General features: G+C 68.4%; 10 protein-coding genes. 6 read left to right on the forward strand and 4 right to left on the reverse strand.

Annotated elements, in window-relative coordinates:
• The first annotated feature begins 37 nt into the window (after positions 1 to 37).
• The 4 genes from EV648_RS13350 (at position 38) to EV648_RS13365 (ending at position 7520) form a co-directional block, all read left to right on the forward strand.
• On the forward strand, positions 38 to 343 hold the full coding sequence (locus EV648_RS13350; RefSeq protein ID WP_132289897.1) for an MGMT family protein: 306 nt from the start codon (positions 38 to 40) through the stop codon (positions 341 to 343).
• A 28-nt stretch (positions 344 to 371) separates the two neighbouring features.
• Complete coding sequence (locus EV648_RS13355) at positions 372 to 872, forward strand: GNAT family N-acetyltransferase (RefSeq protein ID WP_132289900.1); 501 nt, start codon at positions 372 to 374, stop codon at positions 870 to 872.
• A 209-nt stretch (positions 873 to 1081) separates the two neighbouring features.
• Complete coding sequence (locus tag EV648_RS13360) at positions 1082 to 4231, forward strand: ATP-dependent DNA helicase (protein WP_241995115.1); 3150 nt, start codon at positions 1082 to 1084, stop codon at positions 4229 to 4231.
• 67 nt (positions 4232 to 4298) lie between these two features.
• Positions 4299 to 7520 (forward strand): ATP-dependent DNA helicase, encoded by a 3222-nt coding sequence (locus EV648_RS13365; protein ID WP_132289906.1) that lies wholly within the window; start codon positions 4299 to 4301, stop codon positions 7518 to 7520.
• On the opposite strand, the gene EV648_RS13370 is transcribed toward EV648_RS13365, so the two are convergent.
• From EV648_RS13370 to EV648_RS13385, 4 genes are all read right to left on the reverse strand, one after another.
• Positions 7517 to 8074: a Uma2 family endonuclease gene (locus tag EV648_RS13370; protein WP_241995117.1), complete on the reverse strand. Its 558-nt coding sequence runs from the start codon at positions 8072 to 8074 to the stop codon at positions 7517 to 7519. The two genes, EV648_RS13365 and EV648_RS13370, sit on opposite strands and share 4 nt — an antisense overlap.
• A 76-nt stretch (positions 8075 to 8150) precedes the next feature.
• Entirely contained in the window at positions 8151 to 8711 is a 561-nt protein-coding gene (locus tag EV648_RS13375) for a Uma2 family endonuclease (protein ID WP_241995119.1), read from the reverse strand.
• A gap of 293 nt (positions 8712 to 9004) precedes the next feature.
• Entirely contained in the window at positions 9005 to 10762 is a 1758-nt protein-coding gene (locus EV648_RS13380; protein WP_305000052.1) for an IucA/IucC family siderophore biosynthesis protein, read from the reverse strand.
• A 2-nt stretch (positions 10763 to 10764) separates the two neighbouring features.
• Positions 10765 to 11370: a GNAT family N-acetyltransferase gene (locus tag EV648_RS13385; protein WP_132289915.1), complete on the reverse strand. Its 606-nt coding sequence runs from the start codon at positions 11368 to 11370 to the stop codon at positions 10765 to 10767.
• A 145-nt stretch (positions 11371 to 11515) separates the two neighbouring features.
• Here EV648_RS13385 and EV648_RS13390 point away from each other — a divergent pair, with 145 nt between their 5' ends.
• Positions 11516 to 12445 carry a sigma-70 family RNA polymerase sigma factor gene (locus tag EV648_RS13390; RefSeq protein ID WP_158293983.1) on the forward strand — a complete coding sequence of 310 codons (930 nt, stop codon included), beginning with the start codon at positions 11516 to 11518 and terminating at the stop codon, positions 12443 to 12445.
• Between the two features lie 79 nt (positions 12446 to 12524).
• Positions 12525 to 13205, forward strand: a complete 681-nt coding sequence (locus tag EV648_RS13395; RefSeq protein WP_132289921.1) for a GPP34 family phosphoprotein — start codon at positions 12525 to 12527, stop codon at positions 13203 to 13205.
• Positions 13206 to 13208 lie beyond the last annotated feature (3 nt).

Consider the following 13208-nt stretch of genomic DNA (forward strand, 5'->3'; position numbering starts at 1 on the left):
CGGAGAACTGTCGGCGCGGGCGGATAGCGTGAGCGCCGTGGATCGGGAGGAGTATGTCGAGGCCGTGTTGCTGGCGGTCGAGTCGATCCCGCCGGGCAGCGTCGCGACGTACGGGGACATCGCGGCGTACGTCGGGCAGGGCGGGCCGCGGCAGGTCGGTGCGATCATGCGCGAGTACGGCGGGGGAGTGCCGTGGTGGCGGGTGATCCGGGCCAGCGGAGTGCCCGCGGACGAGGTCGGCGACGAGCAACTCCAGCTGTTGCGCGGCGACGGCGTCCGGGTCACGAACGGCAAGGTGGATCTGCGCGTGGTGCGCTGGGATCCCGAAAATCCAGGGGACTAGGTGCGCGTTGGTTGACAGACTGCCGGATGTGACCAGCGACCAGTGGACCGTTGAGCTCGCTTCGGTGAACTCCCCGGAAGCCCTCGGACTCCTGCGGGAGTACTTCGTCGACGTCGCCGACCGGTACTTCCTGCTGCACGACGGCCGCCGGGCGACTACCGAGGAGATCGAGACCGCGCTCGTTGATTCCCCCAGTGCCGACCTCGCGCCACCGACAGGCGTCTTCCTTCTCGGTTGGCACGACGCCCAGCTCGCGGGGTGCGCCGGCCTACGGCTCGAGGAGAACCGCACGGTCGAACTCACCCGCGTCTTCGTCCGCCCGGCCTTCCGCGGTACGGGCGGCGGCCGTGCGCTCCTGGCCGCCGTCGACCAGACAGCCCGCAACCTCGGCGCCACCCGCATCATCCTCGACACCCGCCTGGACCTCACCGAAGCCCGAACCCTCTACACCAGGACCGGCTACCACGAGATCCCCGCCTACAAACAAGACAAGTACGCCGAGATCTGGTACTCCAAACCCCTCGTGTGATCCCGCCCACGCCGACAGACCTTGAGCTCAAAGGTCTTTGTCAGTTGGCGTTCGGGGTGTCCGCAGTGCGGGCGGTTCGGGGGTTGCGGCGAGTGCGGGAGGGGATTGTCGGTGGGGTCTGATGGGATGTGGCGGTGGTCAGTCGAACAGGGTCCAGGTATCGGTTGGTGCGGGGTGACGAGCGGGAAGCCAGGGTCACTCAGGCACCGGTGCTGGATGCTGATCAGCAGGCTGTGGTGGATCACCCGGGCGGGCCTCTGCTCGTGCTCGCCGGGCCGGGGACGGGGAAGACGACGACGCTGGTCGAGGCCGTCGTCGATCGGGTCGCCAACCGTGGGTTGAGCCCCGACGAGGTGCTCGTGCTGACCTTCGGACGGAAGGCGGCGACCGAGCTCCGGGACCGGATCACCGCACGCCTCGGCCGGACGACGCGCGTGATGCCGTCGATGACGTTCCACTCGTTCTGTTATGCGTTGCTGCGGAGGTTCACCCCGGCCGACGCGTTCGACGTACCGCTGCGGTTGCCTTCCGGACCCGAGCAGTCGGTGCGGTTGAGCGAGGCGCTCGCCGGGAGTCGCGAGGTCGGCGTCGTGCACTGGCCCGGCAGCCTGCATCCCGCTCTGAAGACGCGCGGGTTCACCGACGAGGTGCAGGCCGTGATCGGCAAGGCGCGCCAGCTCGGGCTGGACCCAGAGGACCTATCCGCGATCGGGCATTCCGCCAGCCGGGCCGAGTGGGTCGCGGTCGGCGACTTCTTCGAGGAGTACCTGCAGATCCTCGACCACGAGCAGGTGCTGGACTACTCCGAGCTGATCCACCGCGCGGTCATCCTCGCCCAGCAGCCGCACGTCCAGGCCAAGCTCCGCGAGGAGTTCAAGGTCGTCTTCGTCGACGAGTACCAGGACACCGATCCCGGTCAGACCAAGCTGCTTCAGGCGATCGCCGGCGACGGCCGCGACCTCGTCGTGGTCGGAGACCCGGACCAGTCGATCTACACGTTCCGCGGCGCCGACGTGCGCGGCCTGCTGCGCTTCACCGACGAGTTCCGTTCCGCGGACGGCGCCGAGGCCGCGCAGATCGCCCTCGCGACGACCCGCCGATTCGGTACCACGCTGCAGCGCGTCTCCCGGAACGTGGTGAACCGCCTGGGCGTGCCAGGAACGCTCGACCGCGACACCTTCGAGCGGTTCCGCAATCCCGACGCAAGCTCCTGCGTCTACGGCAACGGCAAGGTCGAGGCGAACCTCTACTCCACCAGCGGAGCCGAGCTCGAGCACATCGCGGACCTTCTCCGACGCGCCCACGTCCAGGACGGCGTCGGCTGGCAAGAGATGGCGGTGCTGGTCCGATCCGGCAGTAGGTCGATCCCGCCCTTGCGCCGTGCTCTCGCGGCCGCGGGCATCCCGGTCGACGTGGCCGGCGACGAGCTCCCGCTGTCCCGCGAACCCGCGGTGCGGCCGATGTTGCTTGCGCTGCGGGCGGTCGCGGATCCGGTCACGCTGACGGTCGAGGTGGTCAAGGCGCTGGCGTTGTCCCCGTTGGGTGCGATGGACGCCGGGCAGCTGCGCCGCCTGGCCCGCGTACTGCGGAAGCGCGATCGCGAGGCCGCGGGTGGTCAGCGGCTGCCGCGCTCGTCCGACGAGTTGCTCCGCGAAGCGCTGATGAACCCGTTGCTCCTCGACGAACAGGCTTCCCCGGCGGAGGCGCGGTTCGTGGCGCTCGGCGAGAGGTTGCTCAAGGCAAGAAACATCGTGACCGCCGGGGCGGCGCCGGACGAGGTGATGTGGTCGCTGTGGTCCGAATCGCCGTGGTTGCGGAGACTCCGCGGCCAGGCGAACAGCGGCGGCGAGGTGGCGCGCACAGCGAATCGTGATCTTGATTCCCTGTGCGCGTTGTTCGACGCGGCGAGCCGGGCCGAGGAGCAGGTCGGCTTCAAGGGCGTGTCCGCCTTCCTCAGCGAGCTGGAGCAGTTGGACATCGCCGGCGACAACCGGTTCGACGGGACGTACCGCGAGGCCGGGGTTCAGCTGATGACCGCGCACCGGTCCAAGGGTCTGCAGTGGCGGCTGGTTGTCGTGGCGAGCGTCCAGGAAGGCCAATGGCCGGATCTCCGGCGCCGGGGGTCGTTGCTCGAGCCCGACCGGCTCGGACCGGATGGTCTGGTGGATCCACTGTCGGCGGGTGCGTTGCTGGCGGAGGAGAGACGTCTTTTCTATGTGGCGATCACAAGAGCGCGAGAGCGGTTGATCGTGACAGCGGTGCAGGCGCCGGAGGCTGACGGAGATCAGCCGTCGCGGTTGCTGGCCGAGCTCGACATTCCTTTGAAACTGGTGGCCGGACGGCCGCGACGCCCCCTGTCGTTGCACGGCCTGGTCGCCGATCTTCGGTGTGTACTTGCCGATCCCGCATCCTCACCGGCGCTGAAGCGGGTCGCCGCCGATCGGCTGGCGCAGCTCGCGGACGCCGTCGACGATCGCGAGTATCCGTTGGTCCCGACCGCGGATCCCCAGCGTTGGTGGGGTGTCCGGGAGCGTACGAAGTCGGAGCGCCCGGTCACGGACCCGGATCTGCCGGTGCCGTTGTCGGGGAGCGCGCTGACGACGATCGTGGACTGCCCGCTGCGCTGGTTCCTGCAACGTCGCGCCGGCGGCGAGACACCCAGTACGTCGGCCATCGGGTTCGGCATGGTTCTTCACACGTTGGCGGACGCGGTTGCCACCGGCACGCTGCCGCCGGACACGGACGAGCTGAACGGGTGGCTCGACAAGGTGTGGACGCAGCTCGAGTTCGAGTCGTCGTGGATTTCCGACCGCGAGCGGGTCGAGGCGGAGCAGGCGCTGCGCCGGTTCGTCGCCTGGCACAAGGGCCGCCCGGATCGCACGTTGCTCGGCACCGAGCTGGAGTTCGACGTACTGCTGCCCGACACGGACAAGCCCGGAGTGCGGGTCAAGGGCAGGATGGACCGGCTCGAGCAGGACGGCGACGGCGCGGTCCGGGTGGTCGACCTGAAGACCGGCCGCACGGTGCCGACCAAGCCCGCGCTCGAGCGGCACGTCCAGTTGGCGATCTACCAACGGGCGATCGAGTCCCGCCAGATGAAGAAGCTCGGCGACGATCCCCGCAGCGGTGGCGCCGAGCTGGTCCAGCTCCGCCACGACGACTCCGGCCTCCCCAAGGTCCAGGGCCAGGCACCCCTCGAAGCCGACGAGGAAGGCCGTACCTGGCTGGACGAGGCCGTCGAGGACGCCGAGGCCATGGTCCGCTCCGAGGAGTTCGTCGCCAAACGCAACTCCGGCTGTGACCGCTGCGACGTCCGTGGCCTGTGCCCCATCCAACCCGAAGGCCGGGAAATCGTCTGATGCCCACCACCGCAACCATCCCCAGCGATCTCCACCGACGACCCTCAGCTTCCAGGAGGGTCGTCTGATGCGGGCGCAGCTGACTACCACGGCTGAGCTGTGTGAGTTGCTGGAGATCCCGTTCAGCGACCAGCAACTGCAGGCGATCACGGCTCCGTTGGCGCCTGGAGTCATCGTGGCGGGCGCCGGGTCAGGCAAGACGACGGCTATGGCCGCGCGGGTGGTCTGGCTGATCTGCACGGGACAGGTGCAGCCGGAGGAGGTGCTCGGACTCACCTTCACCAAGAAGGCGGCGAACGAGCTCGACGTCCGGATCCGCGACGACCTCACCAAGGCGGGCGTGCTCGGTTCCACCTTGCCGCGCGACCAGCACCCGATCCTGGCGGCCCACCTGCGCAGCAACATCCCGAACTGGGAGCCCGAGGAACCAGGCGAGCCCGTCGTCTCGACGTACCACGCGTTCGCCGGCACCTTGATCGCCGAGCACGGACTCCGCCTCGGCCTCGAACCGGACGTGCGCGTGCTCGCCGACGCCACCAGGTTCCAGCTCGCCGGCCGCGTCGTACGGCGGTCCAACGGGCCGATCCGGTTCGCGTCGCACCACGTGCCCACCCTGGTGAACTCCCTGCTCTCGCTGGACGGTGAGCTCGCGGACCACCTGCTCAGGGCGGACGAAGTACGGGCTCATGACGAGGCCGTGCGAGCTGAGGTGGCCGCGGCGCGGAAGCAGACCGTGGAGGTGAGGAAGCTCGCCGAAACCGCGCTCAAGCGGGGCGAGATCCTGCAGTTGGTCGAGGAGTACCAGGCTTACAAGACCGAGCGTGGCGTCGTCGACTTCGCGGACCAGATGGCGCTCGGCGCGCGGTTGGCGGAGGAGTGTCCCGAGGTCCCGGTGATCGAGCGCGCGCGATACAAGGTCGTCCTGCTCGACGAGTACCAGGACACCTCCGTGTCGCAGCGACGGATGCTCACGGCGCTCTTCGGCGAGCACGGCCATCCGGTCACCGCGGTGGGCGACCCGTGCCAGGCGATCTACGGCTGGCGCGGCGCGTCCGTCGCGAACCTGGACGAGTTCCCCGAGCACTTCAAGAACGCGGACGGTACGCCGGCCACGCGGTACGTGCTGAGCGTGAACCGTCGCTGCGGCAGCAAGATCCTGGCCGCGGCGAACCAGCACGCCGCCGAGTTGTACGAGCAGCACCCGGGCGTGATCCCGCTGGAGGCGCCGCCCGAGGCGCCTGAGGGAGCGATCACCGTCGGGTTGTTCGAGACGCGCACGAAGGAGATCGAGTGGGTCGCGGACGCGATCGTCGCCGCCCACAAGACCCCGAACCGCCGGTGGAAGGACATCGGCATCCTGATGCGGACGAACGTCGACCTCAGCGCGGTGCACGAGGCGCTGATCGCCCGTAAGGTCCCGGTCGAGGTGGTCGGCCTCGGCGGCCTGCTCGCGCTGCCCGAAGTGGTCGACGTGGTGGCGACGCTGCAGGCGGTCAACGACCTGACCGCGAACGCGGCGATGCTGCGGATCCTGACCGGCCCGCGCTACCGGATCGGTCACCGCGACCTGGCCCTGCTGGCCAACCGCTCCCGCATCCTGGCCGACGCCGGTGATCGCCCGGCAGCCGATGACCTGGTCGCGGCGCTGGACGCGGCCGTCGCCGGCATGGACTCCACCGAGGTGATCTCACTCGCCGAAGCGGTCGACGATCCGGGTCCTGCCGGGTGGGGTTACTCGCCCGAGGCGCTCGAGCGGTTCAAGGAGCTGTCCACCGAACTGCGGGACTTGCGCACCCATGCGGGGGAGCCCCTGTTGGACCTGGTACGCCGGGTGATCAGCACGATCGGCCTCGACGTGGAGCTCACGGCGACACCGGATCACGTCGACTCCGGCCGGCGCGATCACCTTGCTGCTTTCCTGGATGCCGTCGGCAACTTCGTCTCCACCGAGTCGGACGGATCGCTCGACGGGTTGCTGGCGTACTTGGCGGCCGAGGAGGAGTACGCGGCCGGCCTCGACCTCGCCGTACCGAGTGAGGCGGACTCGGTGAAGCTGCTCACTACCCACCGGTCGAAGGGCCTGGAGTGGCCGGTCGTGTTCGTGCCGACCCTGGTGAACAAGGTGTTCCCGTCGGATCGCGGCCGGGACAAGTGGACCACCAACGCGAAGGTGCTGCCCTGGCCGTTGCGGGGCGACGCGGACACGCTGCCGGACTTCCACGACCTGTCGAACGCCGGGCTCAAGGCGTTCGCCGACGAGTGCAAGGACGTGAACGCGCTGGAGGAACGCCGGCTCGGATACGTCGCGTTCACTCGGGCGAAGGAGATCCTGGTCGCCACCGGCCACTGGTGGGGCCCGACGCAGAAACGTCCGCGCGGCCCCTCGGCGTACCTGGAGGTGCTGAAGAAGCACGCCGGTGACCGGGTGATCGACTGGGCGCCGCAGCCCGAGCTGAACGAGGAGAACCCCGAGCTCGCGGAGCAGACCCTGGCGCCGTGGCCCGCGCCGTACGACCAGGCGGCGTACCAGCGGCGGCTCGAGTCGGTCGCGCTCGTGCAGCAGGCGCGCGCCGAAGGGCCGTCGCTCGAGGCCGAGGAGTCGTTGCTGATGGACGAACTGGCGACGGTGGCGCGCTGGGACTCGGAGCTCGAACGATTGTTGTCAGAGGCAAGGGAAAGCCGGAGCCGGAAGGCGTACGACGTCGAGCTGCCGGCCGCGCTGTCCGCGACCCAGGTGATGCGGCTGGCGAAGGACCCGGACGGGCTGGCGGCCGACCTGGCCCGACCGATGCCGCGCAAACCCAACCGGGCGGCGCGTTTCGGCACCCGGTTCCACGCCTGGGTGGAGAGTTACTTCGGGCAGCAGTTCCTGATCGATCCCGACGACCTGCCGGGCGCGGCCGACGAGGGCATCGTCGACGACACCGACCTGACCGAGCTGATGGACGCGTTCCGGGTCGGCCCGTACGGCGAGAAGATACCGCATGAGATCGAGGCGCCCTTCGCCCTCGCGATCGGCGGCCGGGTGGTCCGCGGCCGGATCGACGCCGTCTACAAGGTGATCCGCCCCGACGGTTCCCGTGGCTACGACGTGATCGACTGGAAGACCAGCCGCTCCGAAACCGCCGACCCCCTCCAGCTGGCCATCTACCGAGTCGCCTGGGCCGAACTCCTGGGCATCCCCGTCGACCAGGTAGGCGCCGCCTTCTACTACGTCCGCACCGGCGACATCATCCACCCCGAAAACCTCCCCAACCGCCAACAGTTGATCACCCTCCTGAACGGCTAACCCACCAACTCGGAGGGGACAACCCGAACCGGGAAGGGAAGCTTTGCCTCGAACACCTCGTCACCTCGAACGACTACCCGCTCGACGTACCGCCCGTCGACCAGCTCGAGGACCGTCAGCACGGCTTCGTCCGGCTCGAGCATCCAGCACGAAGCCACGCCGGTCTGCTCGTAGAGCGCGCGTTTCAGCACGAGATCTTTCACTCGAGTGGCGGGCGACAGCACCTCGACGGCTAAGAGCAGCGGATGCTCGATGACATTCGGTCCGATGTCTTCACGCCGACAGACCAGCCCATCCGGCTGGAGGCACAGCCGCCCTGAGGGTCTGTAGTCGCAGGAGCCGGCCATGACCCAGTGCTCACTCGGGCAGTTGCGAATGAGTAGGCGCAGGCAAGCAGCTGATGTCGCGTGGTGGACCGGTCCGCGTGGCGGCGTCACCATCAGCACGCCATCTATCAGCTCGAACTGCATCCCTAGGCCCGAAAGGGAATCAACATCCGCCGGCGTGAACTCGTTCGTCTCGATCCGCTGAAGGTACTGCTGCCAAGTCCTCACCAGGCAAGGCTTTCGTAGGTCCTCGTGAAGGCCCAGGCCAGATCTGTGTCTGCCCCTGGCCGCCCCTCTTGGACATTCAGCCCGTCAGTTCAGCCGGGCAGAGACGGACGGGGAAGGGGTGGGTTGTCGTGAAGGCATCGTCGCTCTGGACAACGGCCTCGCAGGTGTAGCCGGTGGGGGTTAGGTGGAGGATGGTGAGTTCTTGGTGGGTGGGGTCGAGGAGCCAGTAGGACGGGACGCCGGACTGTTCGTAGAGGTCGCGTTTCAGGACCACGTCGGTGATCCGGGTGGTGGGGGACAGCACCTCGACGGCGAGTGAGGCGTGTTGCACGTACTGCGGGCCCGCGTCGGCGAGGCGGCAGACGAGGAGGTCGGGGCGCAGGGACAACCGCCGGGTCGGGCGGAAGTCGAGGGAGCCGACGGCAACCAACTGGTCCGCCGGGCACGCCTCCTTCAACCGCACCATCAACCCGACCACAGCCGCCTGATGCGCAGGCGGCTGGACCCCTGTCACCAGCAGTCGCCCATCAACCACCTCGTACCGCCGCCCGTCCGGTCGCCGCCCACCACCTGCCGGCAGACGCCCACCACCTGCCGGCACCCGCACGGCCTCGAGGTTCATCAGTCCTTCGATCACCTGACCAGCATCGCGGAAACGGCCGTCGGGCCGCGGAGGTTATCCACAGGTGACAGGGTTGTGGTTGGCGCACGTAGGTTCAATTGCTGTGGATCAACCCTTGCGGGCCGGCTGATCGTAGGTGCGCGTATGCAGGTAGGTGCCGGCTGATACTTCTTGCGCTAGACCCGTCGCCTACATGTGCACGCTTGCGTCCCGGGCAAGAAGCACACCCGTCACCCCGTGGCGCGGGAGGTCTGGCTCGCCCTAACTTCTCGTGCCCGGGGGCTGTGGTGCACCACGTGCGCGACCGTTCAGCCGGCGATCGGGTTCTGTAGGGTGCCGACGAACTGGAGGGAGTTGGAGACGTCGGTGAGGTCGACCATGTTCTGGTTGTTGCGGAGTTGGAGGCGGTTCAGGCAGGACAGGGCGAACTCCGGGGCGAACATGTCGTACTTCGCGAACGCCTCCGCCAGTTCGGGCGTCGCCTCCTGGTAGTCCCGCACCGCCGAACCCACCACGGACCAGAACTCCGAAGCGGTCAGCAGTCCCTCCGCATCCAGCAGCGGCGAGAGGAACCGGAACATGCAGTCGAACACGTCGGTGAAGACGCACAGCAGCTTCTCGTCGTCTGGGACGTCGGCAAACCGCACCCGCGCCGCGTCTTCCGGGATCTCGGTCGCCGCGCTCATCACGGCGGTCTCCTCGGCGATGTCCTTCATGATCACCCGCACCGGCACGCCGTCCCGCAGTACGAGGATCAGGTTCTCGCCGTGCGGCATGAACGCCAGTTCGTACGCGTAGAAGCAGTGCAGCAACGGGACCAGATACGCATCGAGGTAGAACCGCAGCCAGTCAGCCGGCACCAACCCCGACGACCGGATCAGCGCGGCGGCGAGCGACTTCCCGTGACGATCGACGTGCAGGAGACTGGCCATCGTCGCCAGCCGCTCACCCTCATCGAGCGCAGGCACCGGGCTCTCTCGCCACAACGCCGAGAGCATCTTCCGGTACGGCGAGGTCTTGGGCGTCGCGGCTTCGTAGTACAGGTTGTGGTAGCCGACGGCGGCGATCTCCCGGAGTATCGAGAACCCGTACCGCTTGAGCACCACGTCGTTCTCTACCAGGCCGTGCACCCAGTCGTTGATCGCCGGCGTCTTCTCCATGTACGTCGGCGACAGGCCGCGCATGAAGCCCATGTTGAGCACCGACAGTGCGGTCTTCACGTAGTTCCGCTCCGGGTGCGACCGGTTGAAGAAGGTCCGGATCGACTGCTGCGCTCGGTAGTCGTCGTCACTGGTGCCGAGGTAGATGATGTGCCGCTGCGCGATGTCCGCGGCGAACGTGATCGAGGTCTTGTTCTCCCACTGCCACGGATGCACGGGCATCAGGTGGTAGCCGGCGGGCTCCGCGCCGGCGGCCCGGATCCGCTCGGCGAAGCGCTGCAGCACCGTCGCCCCGAGCTCGTCGCGGAGCATGCCCTCGTACGTGATCGTCTCGCTGTGGGAGACCGTCGCGCGGTCCTTCCGTACTGCGAGCCACGCCAGCCAGACGGGTTGTCCCGCCTCGGGCGCGAAGGCGCGGTAGTCCGTCACGCCGAACCCGAGCCGCCCGTTGTTCGCGACGAAGCACGGGTGTCCCTCGGTCATCGCGGACTCGATCGTCTGGAAGTCGGCCCCGGCCAGGTCGTCGGCGGTCAGGTCCGGCTTGGACAGCTTGTACGCCGTACTTGCCAGCGTGCTGCTGATCTCCTCGAGGTACACCGGCAGCATCTCCGCACCGATGCGCAGCTGCTCGTGGAACTCCGTGATGAAGTCCAGCGCATCCACGGCCGCGGCAACACCCTCGACGGTGCGGGTGATGCTCGCCGCGTCTACCTCCCAGTGGTTCAGCGGGTAGAGCCTGGCCTCGAAGTAGTACTCGCTCGGGCCGGCCGCGACCCGATAGCCCTTGCCCGAGGCAACTGGCTCGAGGAGTCGTTCGTGGGTGAACTCGGCGAGCGCCTTGCGGACCAGCGCGCGGTTGGCGACGGCCCAGCCGGCCGGGTGGAGATGTGCGGTCAGGTCGGTCATGGTCACCCTGCCTCGGTCATCGGGACGGTCGCGTAGACGGCGTCGGAGTACTGGTCGCGGGTGCAGAAGCTCAGCCAGGCCTGCTTGCCCGGCAGGTCGACGATGCTGTGCTTGCGGAAGCCCATCCGCTCGTTCAGGGCCTGGATCTTGGTGTTGCGGATGTCCGGCTCGACCACCACCCGACCCACCAGCGGGTCACTGAACAGGTAGTCGAGGATCGTCTCGAACACCGCGCCGGTGAACCCGGGCACGCGCTGGCCGGGTTCGGGAGGGCCGACCAGGACGTGCATGCCGATGTCACCCGGCGCCGGCGTGTAGGTGCCGCCCACCGCGTCGAACGCCGGGTCGTAGCGCTCCATCAGGAACGCTGGGCGGCCGTCGTGCTCGCCGAGGAAGGCCTGGTGGTGGCCGGTCTGCAGTATCCGCTCGTACTCCGCGCGCACGTCGGCGAGCGAGGCGGTCAGCATGCCCCAGTACTGCGCGTACGGCTGGGTGACCCAGTTGTGCAGGGTAGTCACGTCCAGGGACAGGTCGAACGGGCGGAGGCTGAGGGTGCCGACCCCGGCGGCGAAACGCCGGAAACTCGGCTCGGGCAGTGCACGGGTCATGGCGGACTCTCCAGTGGCTGCACAGTCGGGCAGGTCTGTTAGCTAAGGCTTACCTTAGTAGATAGCTGACCCTGCACCGAGTCCGGTCCGTATCTCGGGGACGTCCCTGCCCGTCGGAACGGGTATGACGCTTCAGGATGTAGTCGTGACGGAACCACTGGATCTGCCCGCGATCAGAGCGGCCCGGCAGGCGCGGACGGAGTTCCTGGACAGGCTCGAGCCGCTCCGGAAGGACCTGTACGCCTACTGCCGCCGGCTGACCGGCAACGCCTTCGACGCCGAGGACCTGGTGCAGGAGTCTCTCGCCCGCGCCTTCAACCAGGCTGCCCAGGCACACAGCCCGATCGAGAACCCCCGGGCCTGGCTGTTCCGCGTCGCCGCGAACGCGTACGTCGACAGCTACCGCCGGCAGCACCCGGTGCCCGCGGAACTTCCGGACCAGACTGCTCCGGCCGCAGCCGATCCGGCGGAGGTGCGGGATGCCTGGAGGGAGTTGGTGACGCTGCTACCCCCACAGGAGCGTGCTGCGCTCGCGCTGAAGGACCTGTTCGGGTTCACCCTCGCCGAGGTGGCCGAAGTACTGCGGACCACCACCGGCGCGGTGAAGGCCGCACTGCACCGGGGTCGGGGCCGCCTCGAGTCCGAGGATCGCGCGAGGTTGCTCGCGGCGCGGCCCGAGCCCGACCGGCGCTTGCTCGACGCTGTCGCCGACGCCTTCACCGCGTACGACGTACCGCGGCTGACCGCGCTTCTGCTGGAGGACGCGGACAGCGAGATCCTCGGCATGCTCACGGAGTACGGCGCCGACCAGATCCGCCGTGGTTCCATCGAGCACACCCTCGACCCGGCCACGACGTACCGCTACACAGCGCAGGTCCAGACCGTCTGGGACGAGCCAGTGCTCGTCATCCGCCGGGTCCAGGACGGCAACTCGGCTGTGAACGACCTCATGCGCCTCACCACGGAGGGCGGCAGGATCCGCTCGATCCGCTGGTACTTCTTCTCCCCGAACTTCCTCACCGAACTGGCCGACACCCTTGGCGAACCGGTCCTGACCAACGGCCACCACTACTGAGCAACAGTCTTGCGAAGGATGCGGGAGATAGCCCGTGAGGCGGATGCACGCGTAGGCCGGGCGGTCCTACGTTGAGAGCATGTTGATCGCAGAGGATCTCTTGTTGCTCCTGTACGACGACGAGAGCGGGAAGCCCATCACCGGGTCGCCTGGGCTGGATTACGGGCTGGCCGGGGCCGCGCTGATCGAGTTGACGCTGCTCGGCAAGGTGGACATCGCCGGTGCGGGGGAGGCGACCAAGCAGGGTCGGCTGAAGGTGCTCGACACCTCGCCGACCGGGGACCCGCTGCTCGACGGACGGCTGGCCCTGCTCGCGGACAAGGCCGGGCAGAAGCCGAAGAACCTGATGGGCAAACTGTCGAAGAAGCTGCGCGACGAGTTGCTCGCGCGGTTGGCCGAGCGTGGTGTCCTCGAGGCGGACAAGGGCAGGGTGCTCGGGTTGTTCCCGGTGACGCGCTGGCCGGCCAAGGACGCGCAGCACGAGGCGCAGGTCCGTGCGGCGCTGGAGAACGTGCTGAAGCTCGGCACTCAGCCCGACGAGCGCACAGCCTCGCTGGTCGCACTGCTCAACGCGCTGAACGTAGTACCGAAGGTGGTCACGGATGCCGTCGACAAGAGGGCGCTGAAGCGCCGGGCCAAGGAGATCTCCGAGTCCGACTGGGCAGCCGAAGCGGTCCGCAGGGCGGTCCAGGAGATGCAGGCCGCGGTCACCGCCGCCATCGTCGCCAGCTCGACTGCAGCCACCGCGGGCGGCTCATGACCT

Origin of the sequence: Kribbella sp. VKM Ac-2568 (assembly GCF_004345365.1) — a bacterium.
Classification (GTDB): Bacteria; Actinomycetota; Actinomycetes; order Propionibacteriales; family Kribbellaceae; genus Kribbella; species Kribbella orskensis.